The 16676-nt window shown below is 71.9% G+C and carries 18 protein-coding genes; 6 read left to right on the plus strand and 12 right to left on the minus strand.

Annotated features, from left to right (window positions below; all coding sequences use genetic code 11):
• Window positions 1–112: 112 nt before the first annotated feature.
• The 5 genes from J3P31_RS11835 to J3P31_RS11855 all read right to left on the minus strand — a co-directional run bounded on the left by J3P31_RS11835 (window position 113) and on the right by J3P31_RS11855 (window position 4620).
• Complete coding sequence (locus J3P31_RS11835; protein ID WP_210528646.1) at window positions 113–745, minus strand: queuosine precursor transporter; 633 nt, start codon at window positions 743–745, stop codon at window positions 113–115.
• A gap of 76 nt (window positions 746–821) precedes the next feature.
• Window positions 822–1709, minus strand: coding sequence for an esterase-like activity of phytase family protein (locus J3P31_RS11840; protein ID WP_368373069.1), 888 nt, complete (start codon window positions 1707–1709; stop codon window positions 822–824).
• Between the two features lie 4 nt (window positions 1710–1713).
• Entirely contained in the window at window positions 1714–2616 is a 903-nt protein-coding gene (gene mepA, locus J3P31_RS11845) for a penicillin-insensitive murein endopeptidase (RefSeq protein WP_210528700.1), read from the minus strand.
• Window positions 2616–3980, minus strand: a complete 1365-nt coding sequence (locus tag J3P31_RS11850; RefSeq protein ID WP_210528647.1) for an MFS transporter — start codon at window positions 3978–3980, stop codon at window positions 2616–2618. The genes mepA and J3P31_RS11850 overlap by 1 nt, the downstream gene beginning before the upstream one ends.
• Window positions 3981–4080: 100 nt before the next feature.
• Window positions 4081–4620, minus strand: coding sequence for an acyl-CoA thioesterase (locus tag J3P31_RS11855; RefSeq protein ID WP_210528648.1), 540 nt, complete (start codon window positions 4618–4620; stop codon window positions 4081–4083).
• 162 nt (window positions 4621–4782) lie between these two features.
• Between J3P31_RS11855 and J3P31_RS11860 the strand changes: the two genes are divergently transcribed.
• Window positions 4783–5070 (plus strand): YggT family protein, encoded by a 288-nt coding sequence (locus J3P31_RS11860; RefSeq protein WP_210528649.1) that lies wholly within the window; start codon window positions 4783–4785, stop codon window positions 5068–5070.
• Window positions 5071–5074: 4 nt separating this feature from the next.
• Complete coding sequence (gene recQ, locus J3P31_RS11865; protein ID WP_210528650.1) at window positions 5075–7129, plus strand: DNA helicase RecQ; 2055 nt, start codon at window positions 5075–5077, stop codon at window positions 7127–7129.
• A gap of 5 nt (window positions 7130–7134) precedes the next feature.
• Here recQ and J3P31_RS11870 read toward each other — a convergent pair whose 3' ends face one another.
• The 6 genes from J3P31_RS11870 to rbfA form a co-directional block, all read right to left on the minus strand.
• Entirely contained in the window at window positions 7135–7665 is a 531-nt protein-coding gene (locus J3P31_RS11870; protein ID WP_210528651.1) for a helix-turn-helix transcriptional regulator, read from the minus strand.
• Window positions 7662–8198: a cytochrome b/b6 domain-containing protein gene (locus J3P31_RS11875; protein WP_210528652.1), complete on the minus strand. Its 537-nt coding sequence runs from the start codon at window positions 8196–8198 to the stop codon at window positions 7662–7664. Before J3P31_RS11875 ends, J3P31_RS11870 begins: the two co-directional genes overlap by 4 nt.
• Before the next feature lie 55 nt (window positions 8199–8253).
• The gene (locus tag J3P31_RS11880; RefSeq protein WP_210528653.1) at window positions 8254–8511 is read right to left on the minus strand and encodes a PepSY domain-containing protein; all 258 of its coding nucleotides are present in this window, start codon (window positions 8509–8511) and stop codon (window positions 8254–8256) included.
• Window positions 8512–8673: 162 nt separating this feature from the next.
• Window positions 8674–9582 (minus strand): tRNA pseudouridine(55) synthase TruB, encoded by a 909-nt coding sequence (gene truB / locus J3P31_RS11885; protein WP_210528654.1) that lies wholly within the window; start codon window positions 9580–9582, stop codon window positions 8674–8676.
• A gap of 58 nt (window positions 9583–9640) precedes the next feature.
• Window positions 9641–10369 (minus strand): phosphodiester glycosidase family protein, encoded by a 729-nt coding sequence (locus J3P31_RS11890; protein ID WP_210528655.1) that lies wholly within the window; start codon window positions 10367–10369, stop codon window positions 9641–9643.
• Window positions 10366–10779: a 30S ribosome-binding factor RbfA gene (rbfA, locus tag J3P31_RS11895; RefSeq protein ID WP_210528701.1), complete on the minus strand. Its 414-nt coding sequence runs from the start codon at window positions 10777–10779 to the stop codon at window positions 10366–10368. Before rbfA ends, J3P31_RS11890 begins: the two co-directional genes overlap by 4 nt.
• A 95-nt stretch (window positions 10780–10874) precedes the next feature.
• Here rbfA and dapB point away from each other — a divergent pair, with 95 nt between their 5' ends.
• Complete coding sequence (dapB, locus tag J3P31_RS11900; RefSeq protein ID WP_210528656.1) at window positions 10875–11690, plus strand: 4-hydroxy-tetrahydrodipicolinate reductase; 816 nt, start codon at window positions 10875–10877, stop codon at window positions 11688–11690.
• A gap of 18 nt (window positions 11691–11708) precedes the next feature.
• Here the strand turns inward: dapB and J3P31_RS11905 are convergent, their stop codons facing one another.
• Window positions 11709–11882: a DUF1674 domain-containing protein gene (locus J3P31_RS11905; protein WP_210528657.1), complete on the minus strand. Its 174-nt coding sequence runs from the start codon at window positions 11880–11882 to the stop codon at window positions 11709–11711.
• An 85-nt stretch (window positions 11883–11967) separates the two neighbouring features.
• Between J3P31_RS11905 and J3P31_RS11910 the strand changes: the two genes are divergently transcribed.
• The 3 genes from J3P31_RS11910 to purH all read left to right on the plus strand — a co-directional run bounded on the left by J3P31_RS11910 (window position 11968) and on the right by purH (window position 16676).
• On the plus strand, window positions 11968–13275 hold the full coding sequence (locus J3P31_RS11910) for an RsmB/NOP family class I SAM-dependent RNA methyltransferase (protein ID WP_210528658.1): 1308 nt from the start codon (window positions 11968–11970) through the stop codon (window positions 13273–13275).
• 96 nt (window positions 13276–13371) lie between these two features.
• Window positions 13372–15117, plus strand: a complete 1746-nt coding sequence (locus J3P31_RS11915) for a heparinase II/III family protein (protein WP_246849435.1) — start codon at window positions 13372–13374, stop codon at window positions 15115–15117.
• Window positions 15114–16676, plus strand: a complete 1563-nt coding sequence (gene purH, locus J3P31_RS11920) for a bifunctional phosphoribosylaminoimidazolecarboxamide formyltransferase/IMP cyclohydrolase (protein WP_210528660.1) — start codon at window positions 15114–15116, stop codon at window positions 16674–16676. The genes J3P31_RS11915 and purH overlap by 4 nt, the downstream gene beginning before the upstream one ends.

Here is a 16676-nt window from a genome sequence, read left to right on the forward strand (position 1 = left end):
TCTCTCCAGGTTCTTTCTCGACACTGGATCACCTCCTTTCTAAGGGTTTCGCCTGACTCCCAAGATGGGCTTTTCCAGGCGTCTGTCAAACCCCGAGTTTCAAGGATGACGCTCAGCTCACGCGTTGTTGCAACCGCATTGTAATCAGGCGGTACGGGACCATGGTGATCAAGGCGAGGGCGATCTTGACACCGAGGTCGGCCAGGGCGAGCGACACCCAGACCGGGGCGTCCGGCCCCACGCCCAGGAGCGGGACCGGACCCTGGGCCCAGCCCGCCGCCTCGTTGGCGGCCTGCGGGAAGATGAAGGACAGCATGGCGGCGAACGCCAAGGAGAAGAAGATCAGCGTGTCGAGCGAGGAGGACACGAAGGTCGAGGTCATCGGTGCGCGCCACCATTCCCGCTGCCGGAAGTAGTGGAAGATCGCCACGTCGAGGAGCTGCGCCGCCAGGAAGGCCGCGCCCGAGCCCACGGCCACGCGGAGCGGCACCGCCGGAACGCCGGGGGCCAGCTCGATCTGCGAGCCCACGAGCGAGCAGAGCACTCCGGTCAGGAAGCCCCAGAACACCACGATCCGGGCCGCGCGGGGGCCGAAGGTCCGGTTGGTGATGTCGATGAGCAGGAAGCTGAACGGATAGGTGAAGGCGCCCCAGGTGAGGAGGCCCCCCGCGATCACGAACTGCACGAGGATGTTGGAAGCCACGACGATCGCGGCCATGGCGAGGATGGCAGGCAGGAGGCGCATCAGGAGGTCCGTTTTGGCAAGGGTGCGGCACTTGGCCCCGAGGGGCGCCGCCCGATACGCCGTGCCGGCCGCCGCGTCAATCCGGCAGGCGGTAATCCACGATCTCGGTCTGCTGGAAGAAGCGGAGGTTGTCGTCGGCGATCATGGTGGCCCGCAGGCTTTGGCCATCGTTCCAGACGGCCAGCCCCTCGAGGTTGTCGTGGGTGCCGGTCTGCGTGGTGAGGAGGATCTCCTCGGCGCTCCCGTCCATGTGCATCCGGCGCACCCGCGACCGGAACCCCAGGCCGGTGAAATCGCGTTCGAGGATGTAGAACCGGCCGTCGGGGCCGATATCCGCATCCGACACGGCAAAGCCGTCGCGCTGCGGAATCCGGAACGCGATGTCCCAGGCGCCGTCGCGCAACCGGTACACCGGGAAGTCGTCCTCCCCCCGGAACGGAAGCTCGGGGATCGTGTAAAGCACGTCGTCGGCGTCGACGGCCAGCGCTTCGAGCGAGGCGTTGTCCCGCATCCGCGCGAAGTCCGGACTGTTGGGGAGCAGGAACGGCAGGGCGCCGTCGCGACCCTCCTGCCGTACGCGGGCGATGCCTTCGAAGCTGATCCAGATGGTGCCGTCCGATCCGACGGCCAGGCCTTCGCTGTCCGCACGCTCCCCCACGAGGTGACGGCCCCCGCGGTCGCGGAGCCAGACATGCGTGTCCGCCTCCACCGCCGTGACGACCCCGGAGGCGTCCCGCACGAGGTGTCCGGTGACGAGCGTGGAACGATCGCTCAGGGTGGTGAAGGCCAGCCCGTCCGCGGCGAGCTTGAGGGCCGAGAAGCCGCCGAAGTTGCGCCACTTCTCGTGCCAGACATAGGTGCCGAGATAGGTCGCCCCGCCCCGGGTGTCGCCCGAAGCGGGCATCAGGGCAGCCGAGGCAAGGCCCCCGGCCGTGAGGGCGGCGCTAAGAAGGGTCCGGATCACGGTGTCAGCGGCTGGCCAGGACGCCCATGCACTGGCTCGGAAGGTCGGCGAGAGTGAGGTCGCGGCGGGGCTCGGCGGCTGGGGCATCAGGATCCGGTGGCGGGGGATTGAGGATGTTGTCCACCCAGGCCTGCGCTTCGGCGCAGCCGTCGCCCGGGGGAATGGGATCCTGCGCCGCGCAGGCGCTCGATCCGGGAGGACAGTTCAGGCGGACGTGGAAATGCTCGCTGTGACCCCACCAGGGGCGGATCTTGCGGAGCCAGGAGCGGTCGCCGGTGGCGTTCCGGCACATCTCGACCTTGGCGCCGGCGAACACGAAGATGCGGGCCACGCGCGGATCCTCGGCAGCGTGGCGCAGCAGGGCCTCATGGGCCGGGGTCCAGCGGGCGTTCACATAGGCGCCGCCGCCCCGCTGCATGTCGATGGCGGAAAGGTTCTCACGTTCCTGGGCGGACAGGTTCAGGCGCTGGGGCGGGTTCATCCAGATGTCCGCGTCGAGCCCGGTCTGGTGGCTCGCATGGCCGGAGGTCATCGGGCCCCCGCGCGGCTGGCTCATGTCGCCGATGTACAGGCCTTGCCAGCCGGGCAGCGTGGCGGCGTACCGGCTCAGGTCCGCGAGGAAGTCGACGGTGGTCGGCTGGGCCCAGTTCCGGTTGCGCGACAGGCGCATGGCCTGCCAGGTGGGTCCCGTCTCAGGGAGTTGCACCGCCCCGGCCTGGCAGCCGCGCGAATAGCCCCCGATCGGCGACGGCGCCTGCGACGAGGGCAGGGGCATCGCCCCGAAGACGCCCTTGGCCACGCGCTGGTCGGCCACGACCGCGACGGCCGGGCCGGCGTTCGGGGTGCTCCCGCCGCCACAGGCGGCCAGAAGCACGAGGAGGACGAGGGCCTTGAGCGTGTGCGGCATCATGATCGGGCACGGTCTCCCTGGGGATCGGTGAACCGTAGCAGCCAGAGACCGACAAGGAAAAGCAGGATCACGGGCAGGAAGCCCCACTGTGCCGAACCCGTGACCGCCGTGCAAAGCGCCACCAGCGCCGGGGCGAGGAAGGCCGTCGCCCGGCCGGTCAGCGCGAACAGGCCGAAGGCCTCGCCCGCGCGGGCCGCGTCGGAGTGGCGGACCATGAGCGTCCGCGAGGCCGAGTACATCGCGCCGCCAGCCCCGCCGATCGCGGCTCCGCACAGGAAGAAGAGCAGGTCCGGCAGGATCGAGCCCTCGGCCAGGGGCAGGCCGAAGACGGAATGGCGCGACACGCCCACGATCACCGAGCAGACGGCGATCAGCGCCCAGCAGCTGGCGACGATCACGGGCTTGGGGCCGAGCCTTTGGTCGGCCAGGCCGCCGATCCAGGTCACGACCGCGGCGGCGATGGCGGACACGATGCCAAAGACCCCGATGCGGATGATCGTCCATTCCAGCACGATCGTCGCGTAGATCCCGCCAAAGCTGTAGAGCGCCCCCAACCCGTCCCGGTACAGCATCGACGAGACCAGGAAGCTGGAGAGCGAGGGACGGCGCGCGACGTCGCGGATCGTCCCCACGAGGTCCGACCAGACCTGCCGCAGCGACGGGCGCCGCGCCGGCACGGCGGCGTCGCGGGACCAGAGGAAGAACGGAAGGCTGAAGAGCACGAACCAGAGGGCGATGAAGGGGCCGACGCTGCGCGTCCCTTCCCGTGCCGCCGGGTCCAGCCCGAAGGCCGGCGGCTGGTTCAGGAGCGTCGTGCCCTGGCCGTTCTCGGCCAGGAACAGGAGCATCAGGAACAGGGACAGGACCCCGCCCCAGTAGCCCATCGCCGCGCCCGAGCCCGAGATGCGGCCGATCTCGGATTCCGGCGCGAGCGAGGGAAGCTGGGCGTTGTTGATGTTGAGCGCCGCCTCGCCCGCCACGAAGCCCACCCAGAAAACCACGAGCACGGGCAGGAGGTTCGCCCCGTCCGGGTGCAGGAACCAGAGTCCCCAGGCGCACAGGACGTACAGGACCGAGAAGGCGGCGATCCAGGGCACCTTGCGGCCCGAGGCATCGGCGTAGGCGCCCAGGAGGGGCGCGCTCAGGGCGATCACCAGGCCGGCCACCGTCTGCGCGCCGCCCCAGAGGCTCTGGGCCTCCGCGCCCGCCGCGGCCGGAGACAGGCCCTGGGAGGTGAACAGGCGGGCCGCGACCTCGGCGAAGTAGGGGGAGAACACGAAGGTGAGGCCGAGCGTCGCGTAGGGCTGCTGGGCCACGTCGAAGAACATCCAGCCCCAGATGCGTTTGCGCGAACTCGTCATTGGCTGTCTCCCGGCCCGGGGGGATCAGTGCGCGAAAGCCGGGCGGGCGGCAAGCCGGCGCATCCTCGGGCTCGATGGATCAGGGCGGGGCCGCGCCGGCTCAGCCGTCCGCCATGGGCGGCCAGGGGCGAAGCGCCTCCGCCTCGATCCACTCGGCCACCCAGGACGGCAGCGGCGGAGAGGGGCGGCTGGCGCCCATCGCCTCGAGGACCCGGAGGGGCGGGACGATCCCGTTGCGGTCGGTCACGGCCGAGCGGATGAGGATATGGCTCGCGCAGGTGCCGGAGGGGAGCCACATCGCCTGCTCGATGTAGAAGAACCGCTGGTCCCATCCCAGCGCGCGGGTCCGCATCCGGACGGACTGGAAGGTGTGCACCCTCTTGCGGTAGCGCACCGAGGCGCCGGCGACGGCCACCTGCCAGCGCTGGTCCCGCAGGATGCGGGTGAGGCCGATGCGCCGGGACCAGGGGATGCGCCCCAGGTCATAGAGCGTGAGCGTCCGACCGTTGTTGAGCTCGCCGAAGATGTCAATGTCCCAGGGCCAGCAGACGTGCCGGCTTTCGTGGATGCCGTCGAGGGGCAGCGGCGGATCGGCGCGGTGCCGCCAGGATTGGAACAGGAGCCGGACCAGGGGATACATGGGGACCTCCGTCCCGCTCCTCGCGCGAAGCTCGCCGATGCGTCAACCCTGACGGCAGGTCACGGCGCCGCAGCGGGGCCGCCGGGGATTGCGTGGGCGGGGCGCGCCCCTTAGGTCATGGCGCGAACGAAGCGTGCACAGGAAAAAGGCGGTCGGGCGGACATGCAATCCCTTTTCGAGATCCTCATGCTGATCCTTGGGGTCGTGCGGCTCTTCATCTTCGCCCATTTCATCATGAGCTGGCTCCTGGCCTTCAACGTGCTGAACCCGCGCCAGCAGTTCGTCCAGCAGGTCTGGCAGGGGCTGAGCCGCGTGCTCGAGCCGATCTACAGCCCCATCCGCAGGATCCTGCCGCCGATGGGCGGCCTCGACCTCGCGCCGCTGGTCGCCCTTCTCGCGATCTACGCGCTCGAGATCGTGCTGCGGAACAACGTCGCGCTCTTCCTCTGAGGCCATGGCCATCGACACGGCGCACACCCTCCTGAGGGAGGTCTGGGGATTCGACTCCTTCCGCCCCGGGCAGGAGGAGATCGTGCGCGCCGTGGCCGAAGGGCAGGACGTCCTGGCCGTCATGCCCACGGGGGGCGGCAAGTCGCTCTGCTATCAGCTCCCGGCGCTGCTGCGGGACGGGCTCACGGTCGTCATCTCGCCGCTGATCGCGCTGATGCGGGATCAGGTCCGTGCGCTGAAGGCGGCGGGGGTCGAGGCCGGGGCCTACACCTCGGCCAACACCGAGGAGGAGAACGAGGCCCTGCGCGAGAGCCTGCGCGAGGGGCGCATCCGCCTCCTTTACCTCGCGCCCGAACGGCTGGCCCAGTCGGGGACGGCGGCGGCGCTGAAGCGGTGGGGCGCCACGGCCATCGCGGTGGACGAGGCGCATTGCGTGGCCCAGTGGGGGCACGACTTCCGGCCCGACTACCTGCGGATCGGGGCGCTGCGGGCCGCGTTGGGCGTGCCGCTGGCCGCCTTCACCGCCACCGCCGACGAGGAAACGCGCGACGAGATCGTCGAGCGGCTCTTTGCCGGGCGGGAGCCGCGGGTCTTCCTGCGGGGCTTCGACCGGCCCAACATCCATCTGGGCTTTGCGCTGAAGGACTCGCCCCGGCGGCAGGTCATCGACTACGCGACCCGGCGCAAGGGCCGGGCGGGGATCGTCTACTGCGGGACGCGCAACAAGACCGAGGTGCTGGCCCAGGCGCTGCGCGAGGCGGGATTGTCGGCCATCGCCTATCATGCGGGGCTGGAGCCCGACGCGCGGCGGCTCGCCGAGGAGCGGTTCCAGCGCGAGGACGGGCTGATCGTGGTGGCCACGGTGGCCTTCGGCATGGGCGTGGACAAGCCCGACATCCGCTGGGTCATGCACGCCGACCTGCCGAAATCGGTCGAGGCCTACTATCAGGAGATCGGGCGCGCGGGGCGCGACGGGCTCCCGGCCGAGGCGCTCACCCTGTACGGTCCCGAGGACATCCGGCTGCGCCGGTCCCAGATCGACGAGGGCGGGGCCCCCGAGGCCCGCAAGGTCGCGGACCACGGGCGGCTGAACGCGCTTCTCGGGATCGCGGAGGCCACGGGATGCCGGCGGGTGGCGCTCCTGGGCTATTTCGACGAGCAGGCCGGCCCCTGTGGCGCCTGCGACAACTGCGACCGGCCGGCCGAGGTCTTCGACGCGACGACGCCCGCCCGGATGGTGCTGTCCGCCGCGATCCGCACCGAGGAACGGTTCGGCGCAGGGCACCTGATCGACATCCTCCTGGGCGAGGACACCGACAAGATCCGGTCCTGGAACCACGACAAGCTGCCCACCTTCGGGGTCGGGCGCGAATGGGACCGCAAGCAGTGGCAGGCCATGATCCGGCAGATGCTGGGACAGGACCTCCTGCGCCCCGATCCCGGCCGGCACGGGGCGCTGCGGCTGACGCAGATCGCCGCGCCGGTGCTGAGGGGCGAGCAGGCCGTGACCATGCGACGGGACGTGCTGCCCCCACGGTCGCGGTCCACGCCGCGCGACGAGCCCCGGACCCTGGTGGCCGAGGAGAACGAAGGCCTGCTGTCGGCGCTCAAGTCGCATCGGCGGGCGCTGGCGCAGGCCGCGAACGTGCCGGCCTATGTGGTCTTCACCGACCGGACGCTAATGGAGATGGCCGAGCGGCGTCCCACCACCTTGGACGCCATGGCCCAGATCGGCGGCGTCGGGGCCAAGAAGCTCGATACCTATGGGCGGAGCTTCCTGGAGGTGATCCTGGGGGAAAGCCCGGAGGCCATGCACCCGCGCCGCCAGAAGCTGGCCGGGCGGGAGGAGGGCACGGTGTTCGATCGTCTTCAGGCGGCGCAGGCGGGGCTGATCCGGGGGCCGGACGGGCGGGACAAGCCCTTGTCCCTGAACGCAAGCGCCCTGGCGCGGATCGCGGCGCAGCATCCGCGCGACATCGGCGGCCTGGAACGGATCATAGGGCCCAGGGCGGTCGAGCGATTCGGCGAGGCCTTCCTAGAGATCCTGCGGGACGCCTGAGCGTCCTAGCCGGACCGGCCGCCGGCCTCCCGCTTCAGCAGCGGCTCGGTCATCAGGTCCTCGATGAGGAGCGAGATGAGCGCGGGCCGGCCCGAAACCCCGGCCTTGCGGTAGATGGCGTTCAGGTGCGCCTTGACCGTGCCCTCGGCCGAGCCGCGCAGACGGGCGATCTCGGCAATGTCGGCGCCCTTGATCAGGAAGGTGGCGACGTCCTGCTCGGCGGGGGTGAGCTTCCAGACGGCGAAGTACTCGTCGATGATCTCGTGGAGGGCGCGCGCGGCGGCGGACAGGCCCCGGATCATGTGCGCCTCGCGCCGGATGAGGCGGACCAGGAGGCCGGCCTCGAGCCCGATCGCAAGGATCAGCGACAAGGTGGCCAGCGTCTCGACCTCGAGGTGGAGGCCCTCGGCGTCGGCGGCGCCTTCGGCGTAATCGTCGGCCGCATCCCACAGGAAGAAGGCGGCGCAGAGCACCTGCACCGCGATCAGCCCCGCGAGGACAATGGTGCGGGTGGGGCGTGGGATGGAGATGTTCATTCGGCGGTCAAGGCTTCGTCAGGCACCTCCTTGTAGCCCGTCACCATGGCGCGCGGAAGATTGACCCCGGTCCTGCGGCTTTCCCAGATCACCGCCACGACATGCACGGCGACCGAGATCTCGGCCCAGGTCACGGCCACCTCGTGCAGCTCCTTGACCCAGCGGATCCCCCAGAAGGCCAGGGTGGTCATGGCATGGCCGGAGCCCACCACCACGAGGAGCGTCAGCAGCAGGTTGTAGATCATCAGCGCCCCCAGCGGCGTGTGGCCCAGATGGACGCGCCGGCGCCCCGTGACCACATCGGCCATCTGGCCCATGGCGGCGGCGGGGTCGGGCGGAAAGGACGAGAAGCGGGCGTAGCGCGGCCCCATGAGGCCCCACAGGACACGCAGCCCAAGAAGGGCCGCGATCCCGTAGCCGATCAGATGGTGGAGATCCTTCTCCGGGTTCGTGACCAGCGCGTTGGCGGCAAAGCCGGCCGCCAGCGTCCAATGGAAGACCCGCACGAAGGGGTCCCAGACCTTGGCTTTCATGGCATGTCTCCCGACCGGGCGCGGGCTACCCCCTTGGGGTGGCCCGCAGAACCGGTCAGTCCTCCTCCGACTCGAGGACCTTGAGGTTCTCGTCGAGGTAGATCTCGTAAAGCTTGCCGTCCTTGACGGCATAAACCTCGATCTTGCCGTCCTCCGTGCCGACCGACCGCACCTCGTAGCCCTGCTTCACGAACATGTCGCGGATCTGGGCTTCCTTGGCCGGCTCGACGGAGGCTTCGTCCTCGGCCCGGGCGCCCGTCGCTCCGAGGGCGAGCGCAAGGGCGAGGGTGGCGATGAGGCTGCGGGTGGTCATGGTCGTGGTCCTGTCCGATGGCCCCGGTCCGGGATGGCCGGGCGCCGTGCCGCTGACCTGCCCCTCGGACGGCCCTGGCGGAATCGGCAGGGAGGTGGGGTGGTCCCGGGTTCAGGTCCCGGAGCCACGCCTATAACCGCAGTTTAGGGCCTTGAACCGCCCTCAGGCCGCGAAGACCCGGGTCGGGCGCAGGGTCCCGCCCTCGTAGACGCCGACCGCGATGGCGCGTCCGTCGCGGCTCGCCCAGGCCTCGTCGCCCCAGTCCACCCCATCGGGCGGAAAGACCGGGGCGGCCCCGCCGTTGCGAAGGAGGGAGAGGCTCGACTCGGGGCACCGGCACTCGGGCAGGCCGACGAGCGCGGTCTCCAGCGGCAGGAGCCGGGCATCGAGAGCCTCGCCCCGCTCGTTCGCCTCGATCTCGTCCCAGGTCACCGCGCCATGGAGGGAGAAGGGACCCGACCAGATCCGGCGAAGCCGGACGACGTGCCCCAGGCAGCCCAGCGAGCGCCCGAGGTCGCGGGCGATGGAGCGCACGTAGCCGCCCTTGCCGCAGACCATCTCGAGCACGGCGTGATCGGGGTCCGGACGGGCGACGAGGTCGAGCTTGCGGACATGAAGGGGACGAGCCTCCAACTCCAGCACCTCCCCATCGCGGGCGAGGTCGTAGGCCCGTTCGCCCTCGACCTTCACGGCCGAGAAGGCGGGTGGCACCTGCATGATGTCGCCGCGGAACTGCGGAAGGGCGGCCTCGATCTGCGCGTCGGACGGGCGGGCGGCGCTGGTCCGCGCGATCTCGCCCTCGGCGTCGTCGGTGGTGGTCTCCTGGCCCCAGCGGACGGTGAACTCATAGGCCTTGAGCGCCTCGGTGACGAAGGGGAGGACCTTGGTCGCCTCGCCCAGCGCGACGGCAAGGAGGCCGGTCGCCGCGGGATCGAGCGTGCCGGCATGGCCCGCCTTCTGCGCCTGCATGGCCCAGCGCACCTTGTTCACCACCGCCGTCGAGGTGATGCCCGCGGGCTTGTCCACGATCAGGAAGCCCGAGATGGCCCGGCCCTTGCGCGTGCGTCCCATGTCACCCTCCGCCTGGAAAGGCCCGCGCCCTAGACGCAGCGCGTCCGGGGGTCAAGCCTCAGGGGGCGGCATCCTCGGCCAGGAGCCCGACGATCGGCCCCATCCGGACCCCCCAGTCGTCGCGGCCGAGCGCGGGCGCATAAAGCCGCGAGATGCTGCCGTCGAAGTAGAGCGCGTCGGGCAGGCCCAGCCCGTCGCGGAAGAAGCGCGCGAACTCGTGGAAGGTCACGGGGCGCGAGGAGATGGCAAAGACCGCGCGGGCTCCGTCCCCGCTCGTCCCTACGCCGTTGCGGATGTAGCGGGAGTCCGAGTCGGGCAGGAAGCGGGGGTGAAGCTCGCCGTCGATGACCAGCATCGGGCCGGACTGGGTGGCCGACTCGCAGTCGCGCCCGCCCTTTTCATAGGCGAGGGTCTCGATGACGAAGGCGCCGTCGCGGCCGAGGCAGAGCAGACCGTTGGGCAGGAGGCCGAAGTTGCCGGGCCCGGCCTGAGTCACCAGCGGGGACACCTCCCGGCCGTCCTGGCGGAACAGGCCCACGGGGCGGCGGTCCTCGTGGTACATGCCGGCGTTCATGGCAAAGGCCAAGGGGCCGTTCTCCTCCTCCACGGCCGCGAACGAACCATAAGGACGCCCGCTGCGGTCATCAAGGAAAAGGGACAGGCGCTCCTGCCGGGGGGCGACCTCGCAGATCGTGTAGGGCAGGCCCTCGAACTCCACGTCGCGGCAGCTCAGCGCCAGGGCTGGTGCGGCCAGCGCGACCCAGGCCAGAACGGCCGCGCGGATCACTCGGGGGCGTCCTCGGGCGGGGCCTCCAGATCGCGCCGGATGCGTTCGTCCGCGAACATGCGCCGGGCGGCGTCGAGGCGGTCGAAGGTTTCGTCGATCTCGAAGCGGAGATCGGGCACGCTCTTGAGCGCCATGGAGCGGGCGATCTGATGCCGGATCTCGGGCTTGTTGCGCCGCAGGGCGGCCAGGATCGCCTCGCGGTTGCCGCCGCCCAGGGGAAGGACGTAGGCCGTGGCCTTCCTGAGGTCGGGCGAGGCCCGCACCTCGCCCACGGTGATGGACACGCCCTCGAGCTCGGGGTCGTGGAGGTCGCCCTGGGCCAGGATCTCGGACAGCGTGCGGCGGATGAGCTCGCCGACGCGGAGCTGGCGCTGGGACGGACCGGGGGGAGGGGAGGGGCTGCGGCTCATGGGCGCCATGTAGGCGTCCCGCAGCGGAATGCCAAGCGTGCTGGCCTTGGGCCGGGGGCGGCGCTAGAGGGAGCCCGGGCCGAGGGAGGATCACGATGCACGGGTTGCCGGGACTGGTGGTGACGGGCGCTTCGGGGCGCATGGGGCAGACGCTCGTGCGGCTCATCGCGGCAAGTCCGGAGCGCGCGCGGCTCGTGGGGGCCGTGGAGCGTCCGGGCAGTCCCTGGATCGGCCGCGACGTGGGCGAGGCCATGGGCGGCGGTCCCCTGGGGGTCGTGGTGACGGACGATCCGCTCGAGGCCTTTGCGCGCGCGCAGGGGGTCATCGACTTCACGACGCCCGCTGCGACCGTGGAGTTCGCCGGCCTGGCCGCGCAGGCGCGGGCCGTGCACGTGATCGGGACCACGGGGCTCGAGGCGGAGCACCTGGCCCGGATCGGCGCCGCGGCGCGCCATGCGCCGATCATCCGGGCGGGCAACATGAGCCTGGGGGTGAACCTGCTGACCGCGCTGAGCCGCAAGGTCGCGGAAGCCTTGGACGAGGACTGGGACATCGAGATCGTCGAGGCGCATCACCGCATGAAGGTGGATGCGCCGTCCGGCACCGCGCTCATGCTGGGCGAGGCCGCCGCCGCGGGGCGGGGCGTCGCGCTGGACGAGGTGTCGGACCGGGGCCGGGACGGCATCACCGGGGCCAGGGCCAGGGGCCGGATCGGTTTTGCGAGCGTCCGGGGCGGCGACATCGTGGGCGAGCACGACGTCATCTTCGCGACCGAGGGCGAGCGGGTCATCCTGCGGCACATCGCCACCGACCGCGGGATCTTCGCGCGCGGGGCCCTGCGCGCCGCGATCTGGGGGCAGGACAGGGCGCCGGGCGAATATTCGATGATGGACGTGCTGGGCCTCGCCTGAGGGGCCGCCGAACGCCGCTCAGAAGTCGATGGCGCGGCCCTTCAGCTCGTAGTCGCCGTAGCGCACGGGCTCGGGGCCTTCGCGACCGCCCTGCTCGGGCGGGAGGGCCAGCGGCTTGGACGCCTTGCGGCGCGCCTCGGCCTCGGCGAGGGCGCGTTGCGCTTCGGGCGGAAGCGGGGTTGGATCGGACATCGGGATCACCTTGCGCAGGCCGCGCCTTGCGGGCGCGGAACCCCGGTCATATAGGGCGCCCCGTCGCAAGGGGGCAAGGAAGGCGATGGCGCGAGAACCTAGACGCCCCGTGGAGGATTCGGCGGAGGACCGGGCAGGGCTTGGCCCGCGCCGGGCTGCGCTCAAGCTCCTCAACGCCGTGACCGGCGAGGAGATGCTCCTTTCCGATCCCCGCGCCGCCGCCATGGTCGCCAGCCTGCCGCCGGACGGGCGGGCTCGGGCGCAGCGGCTCGCGGTCGAGACGCTCCGGAACCTGTCGCGGTCGGACGCCTGGCTCGCGCCCCGCCTCCGCAAGGCCCCGCCTCTCGCGGTGCGGAACGCCCTGCGGCTCGGGGCCATGGAGATCGGGCAGGGCGCGGCGGGGCATGGCGTCGTGAACGCGGTCGTGGCCCTCGTGGCCGAAGGCAAGCGGACCGAGGGCTTCCGGAGCCTCGCCAACGCGGTCCTGCGCAGCCTGGCGGCCGAAGGGCCCGAGGGCTGGGCGGCCCTCCCTCCGCCGGTGCTGCCCGACTGGATCCGCGCGCCGCTGGTCGAGGCCTGGGGCGAGGGCACCGTCCAGGCCATGGAAGCCGCTCATCTGGCCGGGGCTCTTTTGGACCTGAGCCCCAGGGGGGACCCGGCGGCGTTGGCCCTGGCCCTGGGCGCGCGCCTGCTTCCGACCGAAAGCGTGCGTCTGGAGACCGGGGCGCAGGTGACGGCCCTCCCGGGCTACCAGGAGGGCACCTTCTGGGTGCAGGACGCCGCCGCGGCGCTCCCGGCGCGGGTGCTCGCCCCGGTGCGCGGGGAACGGGTGCTCGACCTTTGCGCGGCGCCGGGGGGCAAGACCCTCCAGATGGCGGCCCTGGGCGCGGAGGTCACGTCGGTCGACCTTTCGGCCCCGCGGCTGGACCGGTTGCGCGACAACCTCGTGCGCACCGGGCTGCAGGCCCGGGTCGTGCGGGCCGACGTCCTGGAGTTCCACGAGGATGGCTGGGACGCGATCCTGCTCGACGCCCCCTGTTCCGCGACTGGCACGATCCGGCGCCACCCCGACCTGCCGCAAGCGCGCAACGGCGCGGAGATCGGAGCCCTCATCGATCTCCAGGCCCGGATGATCGACCATGCGGTCGGGCTGCTCAGGCCCGGCGGCCGGCTCGTCTTCTCGACCTGCTCGCTGCTGCCGGATGAAGGGGAGGTCCAGGCCGCCGCCGCCTTGGAACGGCACCCGGGCCTCGTGGTCGAGCGGCCCGAGGCGCCCGGGATCGAGCCCGAGTGGCGGACCGAGTTCGGGCTGCGCCTCCGGCCGGACCACTGGGCCGGGCAGGGGGGCCTCGATGGGTTCTTCATCGCCCGGTTCCGCAAGCCCCTGGCGTGACCCGGGCGCGACGCCCATCCACCTGATGAATCCGCCCGGATGACAACGGCCCGGCGCCCGTCCTACTGTTCCCCACGTCTTCAAAGGGATCAGGGTTTGCGCCGAGCGACGGGATGGGGGGCACGGGCCCGCAGGCTGGGCGACCGGATCCAGGCCCGTCTCGCCGCCCGGGTCCGCTCGCCGGGACCCCTCGCCTGGCCCGAGCCGCGGGTCGCCGGCGACCCGGGGCGGGGGCGACAGTTGCTGCGCGGACGTCTTCGGGCCGGCCAGGCCGTCGTGTCGGTGCAGGATCGCTCGATCTGGGATCTGGCCGAGCCGGAGGCCGCGCGGCTGCACGGCTTCGGCTGGCTCGACGATCTGGCGGCGCAGGGAACGGCCTCGGCCCGCCTGCTGGCGCAGGCCTGGACGCGGGACTGGATCGACCGTGAGGCCAAGGGGACGGGGCCGGGCTGGACGGCCGAGCTGGCCGCCGACCGCCTGATCCGCTGCCTGGGCCATTCGCGGTTCCTGCTGCATCCGCCCGGGGTGGGGGAGGACCGGCTCGCGCGGGTCGTGGCCGTCCATGCGGCCTTCCTGGAGCGGCGCCTGCGGGCCGCGCCAGCCGGTCGCCCCCGCGTGGCCGTCCTGACCTCGCTCATCCTGGCCGGGCTGACCCTGCCGGAGGGGCGATCGCTCGCGCTGCGGGCGGGGCGGAGGCTCGCGGAGGAGGCGGGCCGCGCCATCGACCCTCAGGGCGCGATCGCCAGCCGCAATCCCGAGGAACTCCTGGACATCGCGGATCTGCTGGTCACGGCCAATCGCGCCTTGACGGGCGCCGATCTCGTGCCCGATCCGGCCATCGGAGCGGCCATGGCCCGGGCGGCCCCCACGCTGCGGGCGTTGCGGCACGCCGACGGGGGATTAGCCCGGTTTCACGGCGGCTGCCGAGGAGCCGAAGGGCGGCTCGACCAGGTGCTGGCGGCGGCGGGGCGGGCCTCTGCGGCGATCCTGCGGGGGCGGGTGACGCTTTGGATGGGGTACGCCCGGCTCGCGGCGGGCCGGACCACCGTCATCGTCGATGCAGCCGCGCCACCCACCGGCCCGGCCTCGATGACCGCCCATGCCTCGACGCTGGCGTTCGAGCTGACCTCGGGGCGCAGGCCGCTCGTGGTCAGCATCGGGTCGGGGCGCATCTTCGGCGCGCGCTGGCGGCAGGCCGGGCGCGCGACGCCCAGCCATTCCACCCTGGCGCTCGACACCGTCTCGAGCTCGCGGCTCGGCCATCCGGTTCCGGGAGAGGACGGGCCGCGCCTGGCCGAGGTTCCCGCGCGCGTCCTGGCCGAGGCCGGTCCGCCGGGCGAGGGGCAGCGGATCGAACTGGCCCATGACGGCTGGCGGGCCAGCCATGGTCTGACCCACGCGCGCATCCTGGAGCTGTCCGGGGACGGGCGATGCCTTTGGGGCGAGGACATGTTGACCACCCTGACGGCGGCGGACCGGGCGGTCTTCGACTCGGCGCTGGATGCGGCGGATCGGCTGGGCGTGCCCTTTGCGGTGCGCTTCCACCTGCATCCGGACGCCGAGGCCGATGCGGCCGCCGACGGATCGGTGACGATCACCCTCCCGAGCGGGGAGGAATGGGTGTTCAGCGGCGCGGACGAGGGCATGGTGGCCCTTGAGCCGTCGATCTATCTGGAGGAAGGACGGCTGACGCCGCGCTCCGCCCAGCAGATCGTGCTCTCGGGGCGCGCCCTGCAGCCCACGACACGGCTGCGCTGGACTCTGGCCAAGGGAAGCGGCACACCCGAGGGCCTGCGCGACCTGAACCCCCGGGCGGACTGGGACGAGGAGGACGAAGAATGACCCAAGACCTGCGACCCATCCGCCGCGCCCTGCTGTCCGTCTCGGACAAGGCCGGGCTGCTCGATCTGGCGCGCGGGCTGGCTGCCCAGGGCGTCGCGCTGGTCTCGACCGGCAACTCGGCCGGGCTCCTGCGCGAGGCCGGCTTGGCCGTGACCGAGGTCGCCGAGGTCACCGGCAGCCCCGAGATGCTGGGCGGGCGGGTCAAGACCCTGCACCCCCGCATCCATGGCGGCATCCTGGGCAAGCGCGGCGACCCCGAGCACGCCGCCCAGATGGAGGAGCACGGGATCGAGCCCATCGACCTCGTGGTGGTGAACCTTTATCCCTTCGAGGCGACGGTCGCGCGTGGCGCGTCCTTCGAGGAGACGGTGGAGCAGATCGACGTGGGCGGGCCCGCGATGATCCGCGCCGCCGCCAAGAACCACGCCGACGTCGCGGTGCTGACCGACCCGGCCGACTACCCGGCGCTGCTGGGGGAACTGGCCGCGAACGGGGGCACCACCGGGGCGTTCCGGCGGGCCTTGGCGCAGAAGGCCTTCGCGCGCACGGCGGAATACGACTCGGCGATCGCGGCCTGGATGTCCAAGGGCGAGGCCGCGCCGGCGTTCCGGGCGTTCACCGGGCGGCTGGTTCAGACGCTCCGCTACGGAGAGAACCCGCACCAGACGGCCGCCTTCTATCGCGGCGGCGAGGCGCGGCCCGGCGTGGCGACGGCGGTCCAGGTGCAGGGCAAGGAGCTGTCCTACAACAACATCGCCGACACCGACGCGGCCTACGAGATCGCGGCCGAGTTCCCCGCCGACGAGGGCGCGGCCTGCGTCATCGTCAAGCACGCCAACCCCTGCGGCGTCGGCACGGCCGGGTCCCTGGCCGAGGCCTATGCCAAGGCTCTGGCCTGCGATCCGGTAAGCGCCTTCGGCGGCATCGTCGCCCTGAACCGCCCGCTGGACGCCGAGGCCGCCGAGGCCATCGCCAAGGTCTTCACCGAGGTGGTGATCGCGCCCGGGGCCGACGATGCGGCGCGGGAGGCGCTGGGGCGCAAGGGGAACCTGCGGCTGCTGCTGGCGGACGGGCTGCCCGAGGCGACTGCGCCGGGCCTCATGTGGAAGCAGGTCGCGGGCGGGTTCCTGGTGCAGGACCGCGACGCGGGCGTGCTCGACATGGGGCGGCTGCGCGTCGTGACGCGGCGCGCGCCCACCAAGGAGGAGATGCGCGACCTGCTCTTTGCCTGGCGCGTCGCCAAGCACGTGAAGTCGAACGCCATCGTCCTTGCCAAGGGCGGGGCGACGGTCGGGATCGGCGCGGGGCAGATGAGCCGGGTCGATTCGGTCCGCATCGCCGCCCGCAAGATGGCCGAGATGGCGGCGCCGCCGCAGGGCCCGGTCGTGGCCTCGGACGCGTTCTTCCCCTTCGCCGACGGGCTTCTGGCCGCGGCCGAGGCCGGAGCCACGGCGGCGATCCAGCCCGGCGGGTCGATGCGCGACGCCGAGGTGATCGCGGCGGCGGACGAGGCGGGCCTCGCGATGGTGTTCACCGACATGCGCCATTTCCGGCACTGA

It is taken from the genome of Rubellimicrobium arenae, assembly GCF_017916275.1.
GTDB classification, from domain to species: Bacteria; Pseudomonadota; Alphaproteobacteria; order Rhodobacterales; family Rhodobacteraceae; genus Rubellimicrobium; species Rubellimicrobium arenae.

What these genes read in the sequence shown, in the direction of transcription:
- J3P31_RS11835 (WP_210528646.1), bottom strand. Translation starts at nt 745, where the DNA reads ATGCGCCTCCTGCCTGCCATCCTCGCCATGGCCGCGATCGTCGTGGCT.
- mepA (WP_210528700.1), bottom strand. Translation starts at nt 2,616, where the DNA reads ATGCCGCACACGCTCAAGGCCCTCGTCCTCCTCGTGCTTCTGGCCGCC.
- J3P31_RS11850 (WP_210528647.1), bottom strand. Translation starts at nt 3,980, where the DNA reads ATGACGAGTTCGCGCAAACGCATCTGGGGCTGGATGTTCTTCGACGTG.
- J3P31_RS11855 (WP_210528648.1), bottom strand. Translation starts at nt 4,620, where the DNA reads ATGTATCCCCTGGTCCGGCTCCTGTTCCAATCCTGGCGGCACCGCGCC.
- J3P31_RS11860 (WP_210528649.1), top strand. Translation starts at nt 4,783, where the DNA reads ATGCAATCCCTTTTCGAGATCCTCATGCTGATCCTTGGGGTCGTGCGG.
- recQ (WP_210528650.1), top strand. Translation starts at nt 5,075, where the DNA reads ATGGCCATCGACACGGCGCACACCCTCCTGAGGGAGGTCTGGGGATTC.
- J3P31_RS11870 (WP_210528651.1), bottom strand. Translation starts at nt 7,665, where the DNA reads ATGAACATCTCCATCCCACGCCCCACCCGCACCATTGTCCTCGCGGGG.
- J3P31_RS11875 (WP_210528652.1), bottom strand. Translation starts at nt 8,198, where the DNA reads ATGAAAGCCAAGGTCTGGGACCCCTTCGTGCGGGTCTTCCATTGGACG.
- J3P31_RS11880 (WP_210528653.1), bottom strand. Translation starts at nt 8,511, where the DNA reads ATGACCACCCGCAGCCTCATCGCCACCCTCGCCCTTGCGCTCGCCCTC.
- truB (WP_210528654.1), bottom strand. Translation starts at nt 9,582, where the DNA reads ATGGGACGCACGCGCAAGGGCCGGGCCATCTCGGGCTTCCTGATCGTG.
- rbfA (WP_210528701.1), bottom strand. Translation starts at nt 10,779, where the DNA reads ATGAGCCGCAGCCCCTCCCCTCCCCCCGGTCCGTCCCAGCGCCAGCTC.
- dapB (WP_210528656.1), top strand. Translation starts at nt 10,875, where the DNA reads ATGCACGGGTTGCCGGGACTGGTGGTGACGGGCGCTTCGGGGCGCATG.
- J3P31_RS11905 (WP_210528657.1), bottom strand. Translation starts at nt 11,882, where the DNA reads ATGTCCGATCCAACCCCGCTTCCGCCCGAAGCGCAACGCGCCCTCGCC.
- J3P31_RS11910 (WP_210528658.1), top strand. Translation starts at nt 11,968, where the DNA reads ATGGCGCGAGAACCTAGACGCCCCGTGGAGGATTCGGCGGAGGACCGG.
- purH (WP_210528660.1), top strand. Translation starts at nt 15,114, where the DNA reads ATGACCCAAGACCTGCGACCCATCCGCCGCGCCCTGCTGTCCGTCTCG.